Below are 23,058 nucleotides of genomic sequence, written 5' to 3' on the forward strand. Positions count from 1 at the left end.
GCGGCCGATGGAAAGCCGGTGCCGGTCGATCGCTCGCTCGCTACCATTCTCGCTTGAGGCGACTTGCTGCGCAACGCACCAGCGCGCACTGGAATGGCAACAATCGTTTCGGCTCCGTCGAAGTCACCTACAGCTTCCGAGCGACCTACCCCCCGTCTGCTGGCTCGCGCTCGCGCCGACCAGCCGCGCACTTCGCGTTCTATAATGATGGAGATCTTCACGCACCGCATGGCTGCTCCGTCAAAGGCAAGTTCACCGTGGCCCACATTCTCGCCCGCACAAAGATTTCAACCAAGGTCATCGGACTTCTTTTGTCACTTGGAGCCGTCGTGCTCGGGGTCGCTCTGCTTGGGTCTCGATCGCTCGACAGCGTCAACCAACAATATTCCGTGCTGGTTGAGTCCAAGCTTCCGGCGACGACGAAGTTCGCGCGCATCAACCGGCGTACGACGCAGATGGTCTACGAGGGCTATCAAGCTATGGTTTACCCGGCCGGCTCGGTTGAGGGCAAGAAAAGCGTTGAAGCTGAGCAAGAAGCGTTCGAAAGTGCGGAGGAACTGCTTCGCGCGATCAAAAAGATCGACCCTGCTTCTATCGAGACCGTTGGCCATATCGAGGAGCAGGTCGCAACGATCCACGCAGGAGCGGCACGTGCTATTCAACTCGGCAACGCCGGCCAGAACGAGGCTGCTCGCGCACTACTCGCGGATCTCGATGTGAAGCTAGAGGAGATCTCGTCAACGCTGTCGAAGGCGAACGATCTGCGCATCAAGGAGGGCGAGGAACTATCCGTCGAACTGACCGCACGAACCAGCTCGGCCTCGACGATGATGCTGGTGGTGAGCGCGATCGGCATCGCCCTTGGCATTGGTGCCGGGCTCATCGTTTCGCGTGTCGGCATAACTGGACCCTTGGCCCGCTTGCAGGACGCGATGGGCACGCTTGCCGCCGGGAACAATGATCTTGAGATCCCCGGCGCCGATCGAGGCGACGAGGTTGGAACGATGGCCAAGGCCGTTCTGGTCTTCCGTGACGCAGCGAAGGCGCAGGAACTTGCTCAGGCTGACAAGGCTCGCGCAGACGCGGAGCAGAGGTTCGTCGTCGACGCCCTGGAGCATGGCTTGGGCAAACTGGCGCAAGGTGACCTGACGGCTGATATCCGAGACGAATTCTCGCCGTCCTATGTTTCCGTGAAGTCTAACTTCAACGACGCGCTGGCTTCGCTTCGCGAGTTGATCGGATCAGTCGCGGAGAGCACTGCCACCATTCGTACCGGATCAGGCGAGATCGCCCAGGCGTCTGAGGACTTGGCGCGCCGCACCGAGGCTAATGCCGCCAGCTTGGAGCAAACCTCCGCTGCCGTGACCCAGATGGACGATCGCCTGAAGACGACCGCCCATGCCGCCGGCCGTACCGTAGAGCGTGCGGATGGAGCGATTGCGAGCGTCAATGGCGGCCGCGCGATCGCCGATGAAGCAATGCAGGCCATGTCTCGAGTGAGCGAGAGTGCGAAGGGCATTGATGGCGTTATCGAAGGCCTCGACAAGATCGCTTTCCAGACGCGGGTGCTGGCCATGAATGCTGCAGTGGAAGCCGGACGTGCCGGAGAGGCGGGTCGTGGCTTCGCGGTGGTTGCTGACCTTGTTTCTGCCCTTGCAATGCGGGCAGAAGAGGAGGCGGGCCGCGCCCGTGATCAGCTGACGGCTACTCAGACCGACATCGTTGCAGCGGTTGACATGGTGCAGAAGGTCGACTCGGCGCTAAGTGATATCTCGGGCGACGTTACTGAGGTGCACACGCTCTTGGCCCAGATGGCACATGACAATCAGGTGCAGTCAACTGCTATATCAGAGATCTCCGTAGCAATCGGGACGATGGATCAATCAACGCAGCAGAACGCTGCGATGGTGGAAGAGACGTCGGCTGCAGCGCGCAACCTCTCGGGCGAAGTTGCCACTCTGAGCGAGCAGGCGTCCAAGTTCAATGTCGGCCCCGGCGGCAGGGCTGCTCCCGTACGGTCGACGCTAGCTCCTTTCCAGATTGCGGAACCGAGCAGCTATCTTTCGCCGGTGAAGGCGCTAGCCATCGGCGCGCCGACAAAGGGTGAGGCTTCGGACGATTGGGCCTCGTCCTAACCGCGAATGCTACTTTAGGGAGGCGCCGAGGCTTATCGTCGCGGCGCCTCAGCCATTGCGCAATCCAGATTTGATCCGTCTTTTGAAGCCGCTAAACAGGACACAGCTGCAGTTGCGGAACACGTCTAAGGCAACTTGGTCGCTAACCTCTGACGAACATCAAAGACATAGCTGTTTTAGCGCGCAGCGAGAGGGAGTTCGTTGTGCCGATCGCTGCAACCAATCTTCTCGATACGGGGACGGACACGCGATCGCCTTGGCTCCCGGGCAGCATATAACAAGCCGCTTTCTCCTTCCCCGAAATAGAACCTTAGGTGCCCGCTCGCCGGCGCTTGAACACGAGCAGGCACAAGGCCCGGACTCCGCCCAGATGTTCTGATCCGTGTGGCCAAACCTTCGCCCGCACAGCGATCGGAAGCGCGTGAGAACGTCCTCCGCCACGCAAGTCACGGCGATTCACCGCGTCCGCGGCACACTGCCGCGTTGTAGGCCAGCCCAGTACCTTCGTCCCGGCTTTCTTCGCCCAGTCCACGAGGGGCGGTCGTTGGCCGCTCCCGGTGCTTCATGCCTGCGGAGTTTCGCCCCCGGGGCAAGCAGGCACGCCGGTTCAAATTCGATGATCGTTCTACTTTGTGTCCGTCAGCGCGACAGGGAGAGTGGCTGAGCGACCATTTCCTCATGCTTTCAGGCCGTCCGGTTCGCCGCAACGGCGGAGAGCGTCGCTCAAGGCACACTCTTCTTACGAGGCTTCCTCTACGGGCGGACACGCCCCTCGCTACCGCTGAAGCCACAAAGCATTTTTTGCGCGTCTATGTCTCCGGATAGAACAGCCTCCCTCAAAAGGGGGATGATCGATTGTACATAATGGTTTACACAACCTTAATGAGAGAGTGGGACTCGGGGCGGGGCAATGTCGACTTTGATAACGCTGATGATTGCTGCAGCTTGCGCCTGCTTCCTCACAGTTAGGTTGATCAACGCGCAGCGAGCACGGGCGCGGCGCCTTGCAAGGCGCGATCGGTGGGCGGCAGAAGCTCGCGAAAACATGCTGCGAGCCGGTATCTTTACCTCGCACACTATTCAGTAGCGGCCGCACAGCAATCGACTGAGTGGAATTCTGGTGCCCAGGGCGGGACGTTGTTCGGCGTTTCGCCACCGCTACGGGCCTTTTTTCTGAAATACGGATAATGACGGGGGAAATGATGAGAACGAGTTCGCAGATCAGTGGTGATGCTCCTTGGCTTCAAAGCGCACATCCCTGGCTTGTTGCTGTGTTTGTCCTGCTGAGCGGAGCTGCGAGCCTCCTCTCCTGACAATATCGTTGGTGAGCAGGACGTGGCGAGATCAGATCTTCGTCATTGAGTCACGTCGATTACAATCAGCTCCGGCGAAACCTGGGCGTGCAGGTTGAATTGATCGTTATATGCCCCTCGCCAGCCGACGGCAGCGCATGACGGGTGTTGTGACAGGCAACTGACGTCTCGACGCTCCGGCGCTGGCGAAAGCTGCGCAACACAGAGCTAGGGCGACTAGTTGAGGCTTGTGGAGCGGCGCCATCGGGCAAGCGCAGCGCCTATTTCGCAGGCCTGCCGTTCACCTCGTTGCCAAAGCCGCTTTTCGCTTGATGGGCCGACTAATGCGGTACCCGGCTTTAGGGCGCCCTGTTTGAGGGCTGCTGTGCTTCGATCATCGCTCGGATGCGGGTTGCAAGCGCGTCGATAGCGAATGGCTTCGTGATCATTTCCATTCCGGGCTCCAGGAAGCCATTGGCGATGGTGGCGTTTTCGGCATAGCCGGTCATGAAAAGAACGTTGAGGCCTGGGCGCCGCTCGCGTGCGGCTTCGGCAAGCTGGCGGCCGTTCAGGCCGGGCAAGCCGATGTCGGTAATGAGCAGGTCAACCCGCAAGTTCGAATGTAGCAGCTTCAAGCCCGATGGCCCGTCGACCGCTTCGATCGCGCGATATCCCAGTTCTTCCAGCACATCGACAACAAGCGCGCGAACGGCCGTTTCGTCCTCGACGACCAATACCATCTCGCCGTGTTCGGTGCGGTGCTCGTCTCCGAGTCCGGCAACCTGCGCTTCGGCTTCCTCGCCCTCACCGTAATAGCGGGGTAGATAAAGTTTGAACGTCGTGCCCTTGCCCACCTCCGAGTAGATTTTGGCATAACCCTCGGACTGGCGGGCAAAGCCGTAGATCATCGACAGGCCCAGACCCGTGCCCTGGCCGATGGGCTTGGTAGTAAAGAACGGCTCGAACGCCTTCTTGATCGTGTCGGCGGTCATGCCGACCCCGGTGTCGGTGACGCAGATGCAGATATATTGCCCGGGCTTCACCTCTCGCTGCAGCGCGGAATAAGCGTCGTCGAGGTGAGCGTTGCACGTCTCGATAGTGAGCGTGCCGCCCTCCGGCATAGCGTCACGAGCATTGATCGCAAGATTGAGGATCCCGCTTTCGAGCTGGTGTGGATCGCACAGGGTCTGCCACAAGCCGCCAGCGGTCACGATTTCGAGCCGCACGGCTTCACCAATCGTGCGGCGGAGCAACTCCTCCATGCCGGTCACGAGCCTGTTTGCGTTGGTCGGCTTGGGATCGAGCGGCTGACGGCGTGAGAAGGCGAGCAGACGGTGAGTCAGGGCTGCTGCGCGGTTGGCAGAGGTCACGGCGGCGTTCGCATAGCGCTCGACCTTGTCGGTAACCCCTTTCGCCATCTGGCGCTGCATCATGTCGAGCGAGCCGATGACTCCGGTGAGCAGATTGTTGAAATCGTGAGCGATACCGCCGGTAAGCTGGCCCACCGCCTCCATCTTCTGCGCCTGACGAAGTTGCTCCTGCGCCTGCTCAAGCTCAGCCTCCGCCTTCTTTTCGGCATCCACGTCACGAGCAACCGCGTGGATGAAACTTTCGTCAGGAACCGCAGTCCAGGAGAGGAATCGGTACGAGCCGTCCTTGCGCTGGTAACGATTCTCAAAGCGCAGCGTGGTGAGCCCGTCCGCAAGTCTCGCCGCTTCCATCAGCGTACGCTGGCGGTCTTCGGGATGCACGAGGTCGATGAACGGTCTCCCGATCAGCTCGCCCTCACTCCATCCCAACAGTGTCGTCCACGCTGGGTTCACTGCCGTGATCGTCGCATCAAACCGGGCGACGAGCATCAGATCAGTCGACAGCCGCCACATCCGGTCGCGATCAGCTGTCCGCTCTGCTACTTGCGCCTCTAAAGACTCATTTAGCCGCTCTAGAGCCTCCTGCGCGCGCTTCTGCTCGGTGATGTCGATCAAGACAATGATGGCTGCCGCGAGCTGCCCGCCAGCGCCGGACAGCGGCACACCACTCACCCGAACCCACGAGTCGCCATCGGCTGCCCGGCAAAGGAACTCGGTGCCGGCGGTCGCCTCACCGCGCAGCGCGCGTGCGCCGGGATATTCCTCGCGAGATAAAGGCTCGCCGCGCTCGTTCCACCCAGCCCATTGCTGGTCCGTGTCGGGGAGATCAGAGGGAAGAATGCCATGAGGCACGAATCGTCGGTAGGCTGGGTTAGACAGCAGGACATCACCCGCTGGCGTGAGGAAACACACGCCCACGGGCAGGCTCTCGATGAGCGTTGCCAATCGAGTACGCTCCTCGAGAAGGCGCGCCTCGCTCTCGCGTAGGCGCTCCTCGGTGTCCTTACGCTCGGTGATGTCGATCGACGATCCAACCAGACCAATCACCGCTCCTCCTGCGTCACGGAACGGCGCCTTCGTAGAGAGCCAGGTCGCGCGACTGCCGTCGGGGCGGCTGACCGCCTCTTCCAAAACCTCGGTCCGGTTTTCCGCCATGATGCGGGCATCATTCGCCATAACGGCTTCCGCCTGGGCAGCGTCGTCAAGGAACTCGACATCCGTCCGGCCGATTATCTCGATTAGCGGCTTACCAACCAGTTCCACCGTCCCGCGATTGGCGGCGAGCATGCGCCCTGCGTGATCCTTGGCGTAAACGACGCCCGGGACGGCCTCCATTACCGCCTCCAGCAGCGTGTTGACCCGGCGCAGGGCATCCTCTGCCTCCCGCCGCTCGTCGATGTCGATCACCGAGCCGACATGGCCCAGGAACCGACCATCTTCGCCGAATCGCGGGGCGGCGGCGTCGATCGCCCAGCGATAGACACCATCAGCACGGCGCAGGCGGAATTCGATGCGATATGGGCCCTGCGCAGCGGCTGCGGCCATGAATGCCTCTTCCGCCATCCTCTGGTCGTCGGGGTGGGTGGCATTGGTCCACCCGATGCCGAGCGCCTCCTGCTCATCCTGGCCGGTGAACTCGTACCAGCGTTGATTGAGGTAGGTGCAGTAACCGGTCTCATCGGTCACCCACATCATCATGGGTGCGTGGTCGGCCATGTTGCGGAAGCGCGCTTCGCTATCGACGAGTTCGGCACGGGTACGTGCAAGTTCCTCCGCCTGCTCCCACCGGTCCGTCTCATTGCGGGCGATCTTGAGAAAGCCTGCCGGTCGTTCACCGTCCACGATGATCGGGTGCGTCGAGCCATTCATGAACACGCGCGATCCATCTGCGCGGATGTGCCAGCGCACGTCGGGGGCGCAGCCGTCGATCAGAGCCTTTTGCGCCTCTAGAGCTGGAGCACCAGCCGCACGATCCTCGGGCGTGAAGATGTCGTCGATCAGTCGGCCTATCGCCTCCTGTTTCAACCATTCAAATATTGCCTGCGCGCCGGCCGACCAGCTCGTGATCCGCCGCTCCTCATCGGTGGTGATGATCGCGTAATCGCGTGCACTGTCGAGAATAAGACGGAGTCGCTGTTCGCCGGCTGAAGCCGTCTCAAGTTCTCGGGTCCGTTCAGCCGCTGCGCGTCTTAGCTCCAGCTGCGTCATGACCTGCCTGGCCAGCACACACAACGTTTCCTGCTGCAGCTCGGTTAACTGCCGTGGGCGGTAATCCAGCGTGCACAAGGTGCCGATGGGAAAGCCTTCCTCCGTCTTGAGGAGCGCGCCGGCGTAAAAGCGGATATGAGGCTCACCGACCACCAGCGGGTTGCATGCGAACCGCGGGTCCTGCGTTGCGTCGGGAACGAGGAGGAAATCTTCCTCAAGGATCGCCTGGGTGCAAAACGAGTTCTCGATTGGCGTCTCGCGCATTCCCAAGCCCACCTCGGCTTTGAAGAACTGCCGGCCCTCGCCGATCAGGTTGACGACAGCGATCGGAACGTCGCAAAGCTTGGCTGCCAACGCGGCGATCTCGTCAAAGGAGCGTTCGCCCGGCGTATCCAATACGCCGTAGCGTGCCAATGCAGCCAGCCGCTGCTCTTCGCGGTCGTTCATCTCGTTCATGTCTTTGGGAAATCCCTTTGCGATCATCTAGCGGACTGCAGGGTTTTTCACCAGCACTGTGGTAACCCATCACGGCGCGCGCGGATGCGTCCGAGCGCGTTATCCGAATAGCCAATTCGGCCCCTTTTGAAGGTGCTTACGTCGGCTTCGAGGCGATTGCCAAACCGGCGGCGCCACCGGCGAATAACATCATGGCCGGCGCTGCGCTGTGATCGCCCTGTGGCCAGCGCGCGCGACAGGGCAGCGGCGTATTCGACCACGGCTGATAACCAATAGCTACGAGCGGCAGGAAAAGAGCTCGCCCGCTTCTTCCAGCGCGCATCAATTAACGCTTCAACGATTGGCATTTCCCCGTGATGTACTGACGGTAGTTGAGGACCGACGCGCGCGCCTCAGACAACCTCAGTAACCGCTGAGACCGCGAGCCATCTTTAGCTACAGGCTTAGTCCGACCCGAACAAATCCCGCGTAAACACCTTCATCCGCACGCCCTCGAGCTCGTCAGTCATACGGTTCGCGATTATGACATCGGCTGCGCCTTTGAATGCCTCCAGATCGTGCACCACGGCGGACCCGAAGAATTCATCCTGATCCATTGCCGGCTCGAAGATCACGACTTCGATGCCCTTGGCCTTGATCCTCTTCATGATCCCTTGAACCGATGACTGGCGGAAATTGTCCGAGCCCGCCTTCATCACAAGCCGGAACACGCCCACCGTTTTCGGTCGAAGTGCGATGATCTGGTCGGCGAGGAAATCCTTGCGGGTGCGATTGGCGTCAACAATCGCTCTGATCAAGTTCTGTGGTACTTCAGAATAGTTTGCCAGTAGCTGTTTAGTATCTTTTGGCAGGCAATAGCCACCGTAGCCGAAGCTCGGATTGTTGTAATGCTTGCCGATGCGCGGATCGAGTCCAACGCCGTCGATGATCTGCCGCGTGTCCATGCCGCCGGCAATCGCGTAGCTGTCGAGTTCGTTGAAGAAGGCGACGCGCATCGCGAGATAGGTGTTGGCGAATAGCTTGATCGCTTCTGCTTCGCGCGCATCGGTGAATAGGATCTCGACGTCCTTCTTCACCGCGCCCTGCAGAAGTAGATCTGCGAAGATGCGCGCCCGCTCCGAGCGCTCGCCAACGATGATGCGCGAAGGATAGAGATTATCGTGAAGCGCGCGGCCTTCGCGAAGGAACTCGGGGCTAAAGATCACCTGATCGGTGCCCAGCCGCTCACTCACGTCGTCGACGAAGCCAACTGGGATCGTCGATTTGACCACGATGGTCGCCGTACGGTTCACCGCGAGGGTCGTCGCGATCACTGCCTCGACCGAGGAGGTGTCGAACTTGTTGGTATCGACGTCATAGTTCGTGGGGGTCGCAACAATGACATAGTCGGCGCCCGTCAGCGCTTCTTTCGGGTCGAGGGTCGCGGTGAGGTTCAGCGGGACATCCACGAGAAACCGCTGAAGCTCCTCGTCCACGATCGGCGAGCGGCACGCGTTGAGCATGTCGACCCGTTCCGCGGTAATATCCACTGCCACGACCTGGTTATGCTGCGCGAGCAGCACCGCATTGGAGAGACCTACATAGCCCAGGCCGAATACCGCGATCTTCATCTCGTTCTTTACCGCTTTCTTTTGGGTCGAAACGAGGTGTGAGATGACAGACAGCGTGCAGCGATGTTGTCCCGTCCGCTCCCCCCGAGCGCGCTATTCCGCAGCGGATACCAGCTGGTCAATCGATTCTACACCTTAGCTCCCGATAGATGTGCTCGCTGCGTCCTTGACGGGTTGCGCTGCCGGCAGCAGCGAGACGAGCTTTGCCTGCCTTAGTAGTTCGTTGAGACGCAGGCTTACACGTCGGGAAGCCACCGAGTGTCTACCCAAGTCGTCGTTTCCCATGCCTCCTGAAGAAGGCTGCTGCGTCTGGAATTTGACGAGACTACTTTACAGAAATAGAATGGTCCCATTCGGAATGGAGGAGGTGACTTTGTGCGCGTGACCGCAACCGAATTGCTGGAGGCCATTGGGCACCTCAACGTGCGCCTTGCGGCTAAGGTCGCGCGGCAGGTTCCGGCAGGTGGGCTGACCACCGCCCGCTACCGCACGCTCCGTTTCATTCAGGCCCGGGCGCCCGCGACGGCCGGGCAGGTCCGCTCTTTCTTCGGCCTGTCGCCCCGGACCGTCACCGAAGCGGTGGACTCGCTCGAGCGCGACGGACTGATCCGGCGCGAGCGCGACGAGCGGGATCGGCGCGTCACCAACCTCATCGTGCTTCCTGCGGGAGCAAAAGCACTGGAAGCGGCGCAGCCGCTCCTCAACGATACCGCGGAGGCTGCCTTCGCCGAACTGGACGAAGGCGAACGTGAGCAGCTGTTGAAGCTTCTCAACCGCGTGCTGGAGAATGTGGGATGATGAGAGCCAGCGCAGCGCTGGGCGCACTGGCATGCATGCTTATGATAGGTGGATGCGCAACGAAGTCACAGCCCCAACTGGCGCTCGGCTTCGGCCTGCCGGCAGCCTTTGGTGGAGCTGCGACAACGGCTGCACCGGTGGATGGATGGTGGCGACAGTTCGGCGATGCGCGGTTGTCCGCCTTTGTCGATCAGGCGGTGTCGACCAACCCGCGGGTCGGCCAAGCGATCGGCCAGTTCCGGCAGGCCAATGCGCAGGCGCGGATCGCGCGCGCCGACCGGTTGCCGGAGGTGAACGGCAATTTCACGGCCTCGCGCCAACGTTTCAATCTGGCCGGCGCAGCGCCGGTGGACGATCTGCAAAGCGAAGGCCTGGAGCTGCCGAGCGGCTTCGTCTTCAACTCTTTCCAGCTGACCGCCGACGTCAGCTGGGAGTTGGATCTGTGGGGCCGCATCTCCAGCCAGACGGCTGCGGCGCGTGCGGAATATCTCGCTTCGGCCGAGAACCTGCGCGCCGTGCGCCAGTCGATCGCGGCGGAAGCGACGCGCCTATACTTTACCGTAGCTGAGGCGCGCAGCCAGGTGGCGCTGGGCGAACAGACGGTCGAGTCAGTGGGGGAAGTGACGCGCCAGTTGCGCAACCGCGCGGACGCAGGGATCGCCTCGCCCAGTGACCGGCAGCTGGCGGATGCGAACCTCGCCTCCGCCGTCGCCAATCTAGCGCAGCGGCGTGAGACGCTCGACCGCACGACGCGGCAGCTGGAGGTGCTGTTGCGCGAATACCCCGGCGGCACGCTCGAGACGGCCAGCTTCCTACCCAAACTGCCGCCACTCCCTGGTGCGGGTTTGCCTGCCGACCTGCTCGCCCGTCGCCCGGATGTGGCTGCGGCCGAGCTCGCCCTGCATGCCGCTGGATTCCGGCTAAACGCGGCGCAGCGCTCCTTTTTTCCCGGGCTCTCGCTGAACGCAAATGTCGGCACCACGGGCAATTCTATCGAACGCCTGTTCGGCGCCAACAGCCTTCTCTGGTCGATCGCGGGCAGCATCGTCCAGCCGATCTTCCAGGGTGGGCGGCTGCGCGCGCAGGTCGCGGCGGCCGAAGGCGTGAAGGCCGAGGCGATTGAGTCCTATGCTGAAGTTGCGCTGAACGCGCTGACGGAGGTGGAGGGTGCGCTTGCCGCCGATCGCTTCCTCGCCGCGCGCGAACAGGCGCTGCTGGAGGCGGCGACTGCGGCTGAGGGTGCCTCACGGGTGGCGTTTAACCGCTACCGCGAGGGCATCGACCCATTCATCGCCGTGCTGGAAAGCCAGCAACAGGCACTCGACAGCCGCGCAGCCGCACTCACCGCGAGGCGTACCCGGCTGGAAAACCGTGTCGCGCTACATCTGGCACTCGGAGGCGGCTTCGATGAGGCGCCCGAGACTACGCTTGCGCGGGCCAGGGAGAATTGATCATCATGCATCGTCTGATTGCCGCCACGTTGTCGGTGTCGCTGGTCGCTTGCTCGGGCTCCAAGGAAGAGGAGCAGGCGCCGCAGCAGGATGTGGTAAGCGTCCAGGCGGCGCAGGTGGGCAGTGATCAAGTGCAATCCTGGGTCTATGGTCAGGGCACCGCGCGGGCGGTGCGGCGCGAGTTCCTGACCTTCACCGCCGAAGGTCGCGTCACCTATATCGCGCCGGGCATGGAAGTGGGCCGGCCGGTCCGCAGAGGGCAGCTGATCGCCAGCCTTCAGCCCGAACGGGTGCAGGCGGACCTTACCGTGTCCCAGTCGGAACTCACGTCCGCGCGCGCCGCGCAGCGCGAGGCGGCGGCGACGCTGGAACTCGCGCGGGTGACGCTGGAGCGATATCGCAAGCTGATCGCTCAGCGCTCGGCTTCCGCGCAGGAGTTCGATCAGGCGCAGGCCGAATATACCCAGGCGCTGGCCGCCAAGCGCCGCGCCGATGCGCAGGCGACCGCCGGTGCGGCGCAGGTGGCGCAGCAGCAGGTGATCTTCTCCGAAACGCGGCTGGTTTCGCCGATCAACGGCGTGCTTGGCCGTTTGAACCTTGAACGCGGCCGGCTGTTCGCGCCCAGCACGGTGCAGTCGACCAGCGAGCAGTCCGCGTTGCGCACCGTGCCGGCATTGGTCATCGATCCGTCGTCGTTCGAAATTCGCGCCGACCTGCCGGCGACCGCCTTCCGGGATGTCGTTGTCGGCAGCGAGGTTCTAATCGGCGCGGGGCCGGCGCAGATTCAGGCCCAGAACCAAAAAGGCGGCAACGACGAACGCTTTGGCCGCGAAGCCGGGCCAAGCCAGCCTGTTTCCTCCTTCCAGCTGCGCGGACGCGTCTATGCGATCAGCCCGTCGCTTGATCCCGACACGCGCACGTTCGAAGCGGTAATCCGCACCACCACGCCGCGCCCGCCGCTGCAGGACGGCGAGTTCGTTGCGCTGTGGATGGCGCGGCCACTTGGCGGGCGGACGCCGGTCGTCCCGCTCGGCGCCATTCGCTATCGCAACGACCGACCGTTCGTGTTCGTGGTCGATGCCCAGGCTGGCGTCGCGCGCGAACGGCCGGTGCAGCTGGGCGTGCAGGGTGATGGCAGGCAGGCGATCCTGCGCGGCGTTCGCGCCGGCGAACGGGTGGTGACGGCGGGTCGTGCTCAGCTGTCGGACGGACAGCGCATTCGCATCGTACAGCCGCAACGCGCATCTCAGCCTAAGGCGCAGGGTGCCGCCCGATGAGCGATCGCTCACCGGAGGACGGCAGCGTCCACGAAGCCGAGCAGCAGCACGAGCAGGAAAGCGAGGAGGTCCGTGCCGCCTCGCGGCTGAAGCGCTTCTTCTTCCTCAAAACGACCTTCGGCCTGCTGATGACCGCAATCCTGCTGATCGGTGGGCTGCTGTCCTATGGGCTGCTGGTGAAGGAGGCGCTGCCCGACCTCGATATTCCCGCCGCCACGATCACCACCGCCTGGCCCGGTGCCGACGCTCGCTCGATCGAGGAGCAGGTCACAGAACCCATCGAGGAGGAACTGACCAGTCTGAGCGGGGTCAAGGCGCTCAACAGTGCGTCCTACGACAGCTTTTCGGTCATCTCGGTCGAGTTCGACGCGACTGTGAACACCGATGCGGCGATGAACGAGCTGCGCGCCGCCGTCTCAACCGCCGAGAGCGAACTGCCCGAGGCGGCAGAGCAGCCTAGTGTCACCCAGATCAGCGTCGACGACCGTCCGATTTTGACGCTGGCGCTGCACGGCAGCAAGAACGGGCGCGTGCTGAGCCAGGTCGGCCGCGACATCCAAGATCGGCTCGAGCGCATCACCGGTGTCGACGAAGTCACGCTGGGCGGCGAGCGCGAGGACATCGTGCAGATTCTACTGCAGCCGGATCGCCTGCTGGCGCTCGGCATCTCTCCGTCCGCGATCCGCACGGCGGTGCAGCAGGCCAACATTCAACAGCCGTTCGGACAGATCGAAAGCAACGCGATCGGCGCAACCGTGCGACTGGAAGGCCGGTTCGACAATCTCGACGACCTGCGCGCTCTGCCCATACTGCGACCGACGCAGGACGGTGTGAACCGCCCCGCCGTGCGGCTGGACGAGGTGGCAAGCGTGCGCCGCATGCCGGAGCGCGAGACACAGCGCGCCTTCTTCACGAGTGGCGGCGCGGCCTTCGCGCAGTCGCTCGAACTCTCGATCACCAAGACGCCCGGCGCCGACACCGTCGACGTGGTCGACGAGATCGTTGCCAGCATGGACGAGATGGAGCGCAGCGGCGTCTGGCCGCAGGGCATCCACTATTCGGTGGTGCAGAACGGCGCGCAGGAGATCTGGAACTCGCTGGGAGACGTGTTCTCCAGCGGCATGCAATCGATGCTGATCGTCTTCGTGATCCTGTTCGTGACGATCGCTTGGCGTGAGGCACTGCTGGCGGGGCTCTCGATCCCGATCACCTTTGCCGGCGTGCTGCTGTTCCTGATGCTCACCGGCCAGACGCTGAACGAGCTGGTGATCATCGGCATGGTGATCGCACTCGTCCTCATCATCGACGTGTTCATCATCCTGCTCGAAGGTTTGCACGACGAAATCTACGTGCAAAAGGCGACGTTCGGGCAGGCGGTGCTGCGCACGGTAAAGCGCTATGCGGTACCGACTTTCGCGGCGCAGCTCACTACCATTCTTGCGCTGGTGCCGCTGATGGCGATTGGCGGCACGGCGGGCGCGTTCATCCGCATCCTTCCTGTCACCACCGTGCTGTGCCTGGTGGTTGGCTTCGTGCTGGCGATGTTCGGTACGCTGCCGCTGTCGCGCTACCTGCTCGGCAAGCAGGCAAATTCCGGTGCGGAGTTAAAGGAAGGGCGGTCTGACCGGGTGACTGCTCGCGCGATGGACTGGCTGGAGAACTGGAACAGCCGGCACGTGCTCGCCACCCGCAAGCGGGCGGGACTATGGGTGATCGGCGCGTTCGTGATGTTCGGCCTGTCGATCGCCGCCTTCACCATGACGAAGATCGAACTCTATCCGATGGTCGATGCCGAGCAGCTGGGCATCAACATCGAACTGCCGCCGACCACGCCACTGGCGGAGACGCAGCAGATCGCCGAGCGGGCCGGCGAAATCCTGCGTAACAAGACCTATCTGGCGAACAGCGTGATGCTGGTCGGCCGCAAGAGCCCGTTCGCCGCAGGCTCGGTCGCGGGACAACTTCAGCCGGACGAAGCGGAGAACTTCATTGGCTTCTCTAGCATCTTCACCGACCAGTCCGAACGCGACGGGCTGTCGTTCGAAGTGGCAGAGGAGCTGCGCGGGGAACTGCGCGCCTATCTGGACAGCCAGGTCCCGGGCGCGGTGTTGCAGGTCGTGCCGCAGCAGCGGTCCCCCACTCCGGGCGATCCGGTGGTGATCGAGGTATCCGGGCCGGAGATCGATACGTTGCTCGACCTGTCGGCGCAGGTGCGGACGGCGCTGCGCCGGGGGGGCAGCGTAGTCGACGTGCGCGACAATGTCGGCGCACTCAATCCGGAGATCGGCTTGCGGCCTAACCGCGAGGCGGCCAACTTCTTCGGCATCACCGAAACCGATCTAGCGGGGCAATTGCGCGCGGCGTTCAGCTCGGACGAGATCGGTACCTTCGCCACAGGCGCAGCGGAGGACGATCTGGAGATCCGCCTGGGCACCGAATGGCCGAGCCGCCCGGGCGTGGCGGGGCCACCCCGCGATCTCAGCGAACTGGCGATGATCCGCGCATATACGCAGCAGGGCCGTTCGGTATCGCTGGCGCAGCTCGTTACGGAGAAGCGCGGCGAAGGGCCGATCGCCATTTCACGCGCCAGCGGCGAACGCGCGGTGTCGGTGCTCGCCCGCAACCAGGGGCGCACCGTTACCGAGATCATCGACGACATCACCCCCACACTGGATCAGATGAAGGCGCAATGGCCGGCGGGCTACAGCTACACGGTTCGCGGCGAGGCGGAGGAGACCGGCGATACCTTCGGTTCGGCGGGCATCGCGCTGGCCGTGGCGATCATGCTGGTCGTAGGCGTGCTGGTCATCATGTTTGACAGCTACCGGCAGGCGCTGATCATCGTCGCGACGATGCCGCTGGCGATCATTGGTGCGTTCCTCGGCTTCTTCCTGTTCGGCCTGTCCTTCTCGTTCTTTGCAATGATCGGGGTGGTGTCGCTGATCGGCATCGTCGTGAACACAGGGATCATCATGGTCGACACGATGAACGACTTTCTGCGGGGAGGCGCCACCGTGGCGGAAGCGGCGGCTGCGGGGGCAGCACGCCGGTTGCGCCCAGTGCTCACCACGGCGGCGACCACCATCATCGGCCTGATCCCGCTTGCAATCGGCAGCAATTCCTATCGACCCCTGACGCTGGTCATCATTTTCGGACTGATAACTGCAACGATCCTGTCGCTCTTCGTCGTGCCCGCACTTTACCTGCTGCTGACGAAGCAGGCGCAGGCAGGCGAGGCCGCGCTGGACTGACGGGAACACGACCGCCCGCAGTGCAGGCGTGAACACGCCAGAAAGTCGGGGTCCAAACGACCGGTTTCTATCACGCGTCGGCTCCACCTAGCTTTGTACGATGCCAATCCCGGCGGGGGTCGAGGCGGTGATTGCAAGGTACACGCCCGGTGGCAGGTGCTGCTTCGCTACGCTGAACGCAGCGAGAACGAGGTGTGTCGCCACGTCCGTCTCGCCATATCAACGACGGTGGTTCCGACGTTCGCCCGTTCTTCCCCTAGACGCTGCCGAAGCGGACGAGGACGACAGCATCCGGTTCATGATCCTTCCGAACAAGAAGGGCATCTTCATTTGCGCTTTCGTTATGGAATGCACTGAAAGCATCAACCGTTGCGACAAGCCCGCTTTGCTACCGGTCACCGAAGCGGCACCCACCCGGCTGTCGCAAAAGGCAGGACTTTCGAGACATCCGAACGTCAGCCCTGTCGCGTCACGGCTGCGGGTGCGGGCCGCAGCTTTCACGAGCCGGACACTGTTACTCTGGTGTGGCGGGCCGCTTGCTCGCTCGCCCTTTATGGAGCCTCCACTTCATCGAGCCGGGGTGCATCCCAGACGATTACGGAGCGCTTTCAATCGTGTGGCTGCCGTTCCATGGCTCTCCCGCCGTTCCCCAAAGTCAGAAGCTGGTCCACTCGTCTGCGCCTACGCCTGGCGAAATCGAGGCCGGCAATGGCTTCACAGGCGCGGTATATCCGGTTCTCGGCATGTGCGTGGTTGGGGCTAAAGGCCGGAGCGACTTACGCTCGCTGCCGACGTTGAACTTGGCTGCCTGCTCAACCATCGTCAGAACCTCGCTCGAGAGGTTGCGAGCAGCAGCCGAGGTCTGCTCCACCATCGCGGCATTCTGCTGGGTCGACTGGTCCATCGTGCCAATCGCGATGCTGATCTCAGTGATCGCCGTCGACTGGGCCTGATTGTCACTCGCCATCTGCCCGAGGAGCGTATGCACCTCAGCCACATTGCCGGATATATCAGCCAGGGCGCCATCGACCTTCTGCACCATTTCCACAGCGGCCACGATGTCGGTCTGGGTCGCGGTCAGCTGACCGCGAGCGCGAGCAGCCTCCTCTTCGGAGCGCATTGCGAGTGCGGAAACGAGGTCAGCAACGACAGCAAACCCGCGACCCGCCTCGCCAGCGCGCCCTGCCTCAACCGCCGCGTTCATGGCGAGCACGCGCGTCTGGAAGGCGATCTTGTCGAGACCTTCGATGACGCTGTCGATGCCCTTGGCGCCATCTGCAACGCGCGACATGGCCTGCACGGCGTGATCGGTTATAGAACGGCCCTGCACCACCGTTGCTATGGCACCGTCAGCACTTGTCACAGTTCGAGTTGCAGCAAGAGCAGTTGCCTTCAATCGGCCATCCATCTGCGTGACAGCCGCAGAGGTTTGTTCCAGGCTTGCAGCGTTCGCTTCAGTGCGACGGGCGAGATCCTCAGAAGCCTGCGCGATCTCAGTGGAGCCGGTGCGAATGCCCGCAGCGCTTTCACTGACCGTGCTTATAAGGGCGCGTAGGCTGGTCAGAGCTTCGTTGAAGTTGGTTTTGACCGCTTCGTAGCTCGGCGAGAACTCGGCGGTAATCTGGGCGGTAAGATCGCCCTTCGACAATTGTGACAGGCCACGCTCCAAGGAGTCCACGACCTTCTTCTGCTCCGCATCGGCGAGCTTCTGCGCCGCTTCGATCTTCTGCTTTTCAATTGCGGCATCGCGAAAGACCAGGACGGCCTTGGCGATCTTGCCGATCTCGTCCCCCCGCTCGGTGTTCTCGACCTTGATGTCGTTCTGGCCGCGCGCAAGGCTGCCCATGCGGTCGACCATGTCGCCAAGGGGGCCGGTGACGGTCCGACGAATGCCGATCACCGCCATTGCCGCGACGAGAACAAGGCTGACGAGCGACGCGACTACGAGCCACCAGATCGTCTCATCCGCGGACTGCTTTGCAGCTACCGCTCCGGCGTCCAGATCCCTGTCCTGGCGTGCGACCAGCGTGTCGAACGCATCATCGATCTTCGCGTACAGGTCGCCGCCTGTGTCCTGACCGATCTGCTCAGCACCCCGAACGTTACCGGCGTTCAACAAATCTTCGATTGGAGCCATAAGCCGGTGATACTCGGCCAACTCGCGTTCAATTGCGATGAAGCTAGCTTTGTCTTCCCCTTCCATGAACGGCTTTAATTCGCTGAGCAGGCTCGCCAGACGGGTCCGCTCCTCGTTGATCTCACCCCGAAGAGAAGAGAGCTTCTCCGTGTCGGTCTCGATCAGGCGCTCCAGCCAAACCTGATGAAGCCGGGCCAGCTTCGTGCTTGCCGCAGAAGCGATCTTCACGCTTTCGGCTTCGTCGCCGATCAAATCGCTGGTGGCAGAGGAGAGCTTCGAGAGCTGCATGGAGGCTCCCGCAACTACTGAAAGTGTCAGCAACGCTAAAACGCCAATCACAAGCAGTATCTTGGTCGCGATACCTACGTTCGACAAAAATCGCATTCTAAACTTCCTAATCACCCGCCGGCGCGCACGACCAGGTGTCGGCCACCTCTATTTATAGCAGCCAAGAACACTAAGACGCCTGGGTAAGTGAAATTACCTATCCGTGTTTCGCGGTACTTCCGTCCTATAACTAAACTGGACGAAAACCTGCGCTAGGTTATAGTAAATGAAATTTAAGCTTCTTAATTGCGTTGTGGCCGCAGGATCTTTGATGTGCTGGGCAACAAATCCGGCCTTGGCACAGGCTGACGGGAACACGTCCGAAGCGTTGGCGATCAATGCGCACTATATCGCTGACGCTATCTACGTAGCTCAGGGAGAGCGGAGCCCGAAGCTGTTCATGGTCCACGACGCAGAGGTTTCCGCAGAGGTGAAGCTTGATCGTTGGATCGGCACCTCAGGCACGACACTTGGCCTGCATGCGCTGGCAACCGCAGGTGGCCGACCAAATGATGCGGCGGGAACGCTGCAGGGGGTCGACAATGTTGAAGTCAGTTCGCACCGTCTAAAGCTATACCAAGCCTGGCTGGAACAAGCGTTTGCCGGGGGGCGAGGTAGCTTTCGGCTTGGCCTGACGGACCTCAACGCTGACTTCTACCAGAACGATTCCGCAGGCGTTCTGCTCGCTCCCGCCTTCGGCATAGGCTCTGAGTTGGCGGCCACAGGTCCTAACGGCCCCTCGATCTTCCCTTCGACCGCACTGACGGCCAGAGTCTCTGTCGCAATTGGGAAGTCAGGATACGCGCGTGCAGCCGTCGTTGACGCCAAAGCTGGAGTGCTGGGCGACCCAGACGGCGTGGACTTCTCGATGCGTCACGGCGCGTTGGTGATCGGCGAGGCTGGCTTGATCGAGAATGGGAAGATTGGCTTTGGTGTCTGGCGCTATACGCAACGTCAGAACGACATCAGAACGCTTACCCCCGATGGCTCCCCGGCCAAGCGCATTGCGGGCGGTGCGTATATCATCGCCGACCAAAAGATCGGCGGCACACAAGAGCGGCCAACTAATGCCTTCGTTCGTATCGGCGTATCGGAGGGGAAGACCACTCCTTTCCGCGGGGGGTTCCAGGCTGGCATCCTGATGTCTGGCCCTTTCAAAAGCAGGCCGGACGGGCAGCTCAGCTTCGGTGTTCAACAAGGCATACTTTCCCGCGGCTTTCGACGAACCCTACTCGACGATGGCTTCCGCACAGCACGGATGGAGTGGGGGATTGAGGTGACGTACGCGGACAAGGTTCATCGGAATGTGACCTTACAGCCCGACGTCCAGTATGTACGGCGCGCCTACAGCCCGTCAGGTGGTCGCGACACCGTCGTGCTTGGAATTCGAATGATTCTGAGCAACGCCGAGTAGCCTCAGCCGACCGCTCAGCAGTGCGGCTATCAATCCGAAGTCGCAAAAGCGGCGACATACGCAACGCTCAAAAATCAGAATTTTTGCGGCAGGGCTAGGTCGGCTTCCGCCCATTTCCGGCCGTTCGGCAGGTCAGCGCAGCTTCTCGAAACCAGCCCTTCTGGCAATCGCCAGCAGCCCCTTTCTCCATGTTCAACGAACCATCCGGGGAACGCAATCGCGAACAGGTATCGGGGACGCTGTTCGACCCCACCCTCGGAGGAGCCGAGCCTGCCTTCGCCTTCCTGCTAGGCCTTCCTTTTTCGGGAGAGCCGGCGTTCCTAGGCTCGAAGGGCGGCGGCGATCATTCGAGCTAGGCGCTCGACATGTGCTCGGTCCGAGCGTCCGCCTAGAACCGCCAAACGCCAGTAAAGCGGCGCTGCGACAAGGTCGGCTGCCGTTTCACGATCGATCAATGGCTCTACGTCGCCCCGCTCGATCGCGCGATCGATCAACGCGTCGATCCGTTTCCGGCGGGCGCGCTGGAATGGCCGTATCGCCCGTTCGAGTGCTGGGGTTCGTTCTATCTCCGCATGAAGGTCCATGAGGATGCGCTTCACCAGCGGGTGGCGAAGCACCCGGCGTATGGCGAACAGCAACGCTTTCAGGTCGCGTTCCAAGGATCCTTGCTCACCGACATCAGTGATCGTCAGGCCTACGCGGGAGAGGAGATCACTAGCCATGACGGCCTTTTCGGGCCACCTCCTGTAAAGCGCGGCTTTCCCAACACCTGCCGAACGCGCGACATGCTCTAGGCTTAGACCCGAATAGCCGGTGCGCGCCCACTCTTGAAAGAAGGCCCGCGTCAGGGCTTCGGTCACCTCGCCGCGCATGACTGCCGCGCCGCTGGGAGGGCGGGATGTATCTTTTTTTACGTCGGAACGGTTGCGTTCCATCCTCAAGCACCTATCTTTCGACGGAACGGTAACGTTCCATCGAGTCGGAGATAGTCCATGACCGAAAACATTCAAAGCTTCTCGTCCATGCTCCGTCAGGCGCTTGGCCATAGAATTGACGCCGACGCCGGCACCTTCGTGGAAATGATGGCTGAGGACGGGGTGATGGAATTCCCCTATGCACCAGCCGGTCTACCAACCCGCTTGGAAGGCCGGGCTGCAATTGTCACTCACTTGGAAGAGCTGGGCGAGATGATTGCCTTTGACCGCATGGGAGAGGCAGTCGTTCATCCATCAACCGATCCCAATATCGTCATCATCGAGTTCGAGGGGTTTGGACGCGGAGTGACGACGGGAGACCCGTACGACCAACGCTATGTCTCGGTGATCCACACAGCGGGGGGGCGCATCGTCCATTACCGTGATTACTGGAATCCGCTTGTCGTGCTGCGCGCAACCAAAGGTGCTGCGCTGGTTGACGCACTCACGACCAGGGAGGCCGGTCATGCGTGATCGGATATTGGTAACTGGGGGCACCGGCAAGACGGGGCGATTGGTCGCGGACGGGCTTACCGACCGCGGGATCGAAGCGCGGACCGCGACCCGTCGACCATCTTCAGCCGATCAGGTTCGGTTCGACTGGACCGATACGACGACCTATGACGCAGCGCTGGATGGCGTGGCTTCCATTTATCTCGTCGCACCGACGGATCGGGCCGACCACCTTTCCGTTATGCGGCCCTTCCTCGAAAAGGCGCTGGCGCGAGTGCCGGGGCGACTTGTGCTGCTGAGCGCGTCGTCGCTTAACGAAGGTGACCCCATGATGGGTGAGGTACACGCTTGGCTTCACGCCCATGCCCCGCGCTGGACAGTTCTGCGCCCGAGCTGGTTCATGCAGAACCTCACGACCCAGCATCTGTCATCGATCCGGGGCGATGGATGCATCTACTCCGCAACGGCGGACGGGCGCGTACCGTTTATTGATGCCGTCGACATCGCTGCCGTCGCGGTTGAGGCGCTGTGCAATCCGGCGCTGGCGTCGGGCGACCAAGTGCTAACTGGACCCGAGGCTCTCACCTATGACGAGGTGGCGCGCGCAATAAGTCAGGTAATCGATCGCCCTGTGCGACATTGCCGCCTGTCCACGCAGGAACTGGTGGCTCGCTACGAAGCCTCCGGCCTTCCTCATGACTATGCGGTGATGCTTGCCGGCATGGACGAAGCGATTGCGGGTGGCGCTGAGGATCGCATAACCATGGACGTTCAGGAAATAACCGGTCGACCCGCGACATCGCTCGCGAGCTTCCTCGCCTCGCAGCGCGCTACGTTTGAAGGCGTGTAGGTTTTGGGCGCGTTAGATCGCCGCTTTGATCTACGCGACATTTGGCGTTTCGGCATGGCGTCAATGAGCGAACCCCGCTGGTCAAGAGAGGGGCAACTGGCAAAATCCCATGTTGATGCGGATCTCGTTACAGGCCGGAGCGATCTCCATTCTCACGATTAACTGCCCCGGTTCTGTAGCCCGCCACGGCGAAACTCACCTACCTCGGAATAGCATCGTCTTCGGAACAGCTGGCGACGTAGCAAACCGCAGCTATTCGCTGCGGGTTCCTGATAGCTGCCGGGCGGGAGAGTCCCCAGTCTCGGTCGCTCAAGCCGTCGTCCAAGCAAGATCGATGAACAGCGGCTTGCGGGAGCAGGCAGGCCGCGGCTGAACGGCTGAGTTGGGGCGCATAGCTGCCGCGCCGAAGCCGGCCAATTAACGTCTGCTTACCTCGGTTCAGCGCTCCAAAGCGGCCATTCCGGGTCCCACCAAATTCGGCCGCTCACGACCGTGATGGAGGCACCCGAAAGCGGGCAGGCCGCAAACGCCTATATGCCGCCTTTGGTCGTCCAACTATGATCGAAGCATGAGGGCGCAATCCTGAAGACAAAAGGGTATAATATGCCGACGGTGGTAAACGATGTAAAGAGCTTCGCAGCGGAACGTGCATGGGGCGCTCGGGACATTGCTGAAATCGAAGGGGCAACCGTTCGCCTGCATTGGACGAATGAGCCATATCGATGGCACATCAATGACGGTCCGGAAGTCTTCGTCGTGCTCGATGGTGCAGTCCGGATGCATTATCGTGAAGGCGGGCAAGAGAACGACGTTCTTCTGCGCGCAGGGGAGATATTTGTTGCCGATGTTGGTGACGAACACATAGCTCATCCCGTAGGCGAGGCTCGTATTTTGGTCATAGAGAAGAAGGGTTCCGTCTAGCTCCCCGCACTACGGCTGACCCCAGCGGTCGACCAAAGCCGCAAGCGTAGAGCACAGCTTTCTTGATCCTATCCTCGAAAGCGGACCTTCCGCTTACGCCCAGTTCTCGACGTTCGGCTTGACCCGACTCGTCC

Annotated in this window: 13 protein-coding genes; 9 read left to right on the forward strand and 4 right to left on the reverse strand. The window is 61.9% G+C overall.

Translation table 11 applies throughout. The features are described from left to right. Nucleotides 1-257 precede the first annotated feature (257 nt). A complete protein-coding gene (locus SPMU_RS11725; RefSeq protein WP_281250988.1) occupies nucleotides 258-2,135 on the forward strand; it encodes a methyl-accepting chemotaxis protein in 1,878 nt (625 codons plus the stop codon). A gap of 1,651 nt (nucleotides 2,136-3,786) precedes the next feature. Here SPMU_RS11725 and SPMU_RS11730 read toward each other — a convergent pair. Both SPMU_RS11730 and SPMU_RS11735 read right to left on the reverse strand, forming a co-directional pair. Beyond that, complete coding sequence (locus SPMU_RS11730; protein ID WP_169715709.1) at nucleotides 3,787-7,461, reverse strand: PAS domain S-box protein; 3,675 nt, start codon at nucleotides 7,459-7,461, stop codon at nucleotides 3,787-3,789. Nucleotides 7,462-7,904: 443 nt separating this feature from the next. Then, nucleotides 7,905-9,071, reverse strand: a complete 1,167-nt coding sequence (locus SPMU_RS11735; protein ID WP_088334038.1) for a nucleotide sugar dehydrogenase — start codon at nucleotides 9,069-9,071, stop codon at nucleotides 7,905-7,907. A gap of 375 nt (nucleotides 9,072-9,446) precedes the next feature. On the opposite strand from SPMU_RS11735, the gene SPMU_RS11740 reads away from it, so the two are divergent. Genes SPMU_RS11740 through SPMU_RS11755 form a run of 4 tightly spaced genes read left to right on the forward strand, consistent with a single transcriptional unit; the run spans nucleotide 9,447 to nucleotide 15,848 of the window. Beyond that, a complete protein-coding gene (locus SPMU_RS11740; protein ID WP_169715710.1) occupies nucleotides 9,447-9,869 on the forward strand; it encodes a MarR family winged helix-turn-helix transcriptional regulator in 423 nt (140 codons plus the stop codon). A gap of 35 nt (nucleotides 9,870-9,904) precedes the next feature. Beyond that, the gene (locus SPMU_RS11745) at nucleotides 9,905-11,320 is read left to right on the forward strand and encodes an efflux transporter outer membrane subunit (protein WP_169715711.1); all 1,416 of its coding nucleotides are present in this window, start codon (nucleotides 9,905-9,907) and stop codon (nucleotides 11,318-11,320) included. Between the two features lie 5 nt (nucleotides 11,321-11,325). Continuing rightward, nucleotides 11,326-12,597 carry an efflux RND transporter periplasmic adaptor subunit gene (locus SPMU_RS11750; protein ID WP_140418465.1) on the forward strand — a complete coding sequence of 424 codons (1,272 nt, stop codon included), beginning with the start codon at nucleotides 11,326-11,328 and terminating at the stop codon, nucleotides 12,595-12,597. Continuing rightward, a complete protein-coding gene (locus SPMU_RS11755; RefSeq protein ID WP_088334042.1) occupies nucleotides 12,594-15,848 on the forward strand; it encodes an efflux RND transporter permease subunit in 3,255 nt (1,084 codons plus the stop codon). Before SPMU_RS11750 ends, SPMU_RS11755 begins: the two co-directional genes overlap by 4 nt. Nucleotides 15,849-16,503: 655 nt before the next feature. On the opposite strand, the gene SPMU_RS11760 is transcribed toward SPMU_RS11755, so the two are convergent. After that, nucleotides 16,504-18,369, reverse strand: a complete 1,866-nt coding sequence (locus tag SPMU_RS11760; RefSeq protein WP_088334043.1) for a HAMP domain-containing methyl-accepting chemotaxis protein — start codon at nucleotides 18,367-18,369, stop codon at nucleotides 16,504-16,506. Nucleotides 18,370-18,538: 169 nt separating this feature from the next. On the opposite strand from SPMU_RS11760, the gene SPMU_RS11765 reads away from it, so the two are divergent. Next, nucleotides 18,539-19,726, forward strand: a complete 1,188-nt coding sequence (locus SPMU_RS11765; RefSeq protein ID WP_245833179.1) for a carbohydrate porin — start codon at nucleotides 18,539-18,541, stop codon at nucleotides 19,724-19,726. A gap of 320 nt (nucleotides 19,727-20,046) precedes the next feature. On the opposite strand, the gene SPMU_RS11770 is transcribed toward SPMU_RS11765, so the two are convergent. Continuing rightward, a complete protein-coding gene (locus SPMU_RS11770) occupies nucleotides 20,047-20,661 on the reverse strand; it encodes a TetR/AcrR family transcriptional regulator (protein ID WP_245833181.1) in 615 nt (204 codons plus the stop codon). A 57-nt stretch (nucleotides 20,662-20,718) separates the two neighbouring features. Between SPMU_RS11770 and SPMU_RS11775 the strand changes: the two genes are divergently transcribed. The 3 genes from SPMU_RS11775 (at nucleotide 20,719) to SPMU_RS11785 (ending at nucleotide 22,924) form a co-directional block, all read left to right on the forward strand. After that, entirely contained in the window at nucleotides 20,719-21,174 is a 456-nt protein-coding gene (locus SPMU_RS11775) for a nuclear transport factor 2 family protein (protein ID WP_245833183.1), read from the forward strand. After that, on the forward strand, nucleotides 21,167-22,003 hold the full coding sequence (locus SPMU_RS11780) for an NmrA family NAD(P)-binding protein (protein WP_088334045.1): 837 nt from the start codon (nucleotides 21,167-21,169) through the stop codon (nucleotides 22,001-22,003). Before SPMU_RS11775 ends, SPMU_RS11780 begins: the two co-directional genes overlap by 8 nt. A 603-nt stretch (nucleotides 22,004-22,606) precedes the next feature. Continuing rightward, complete coding sequence (locus SPMU_RS11785; protein ID WP_088334046.1) at nucleotides 22,607-22,924, forward strand: cupin domain-containing protein; 318 nt, start codon at nucleotides 22,607-22,609, stop codon at nucleotides 22,922-22,924. Nucleotides 22,925-23,058 lie beyond the last annotated feature (134 nt).

This window comes from Sphingomonas mucosissima, assembly GCF_002197665.1.
GTDB lineage: Bacteria > Pseudomonadota > Alphaproteobacteria > Sphingomonadales > Sphingomonadaceae > Sphingomonas > Sphingomonas mucosissima.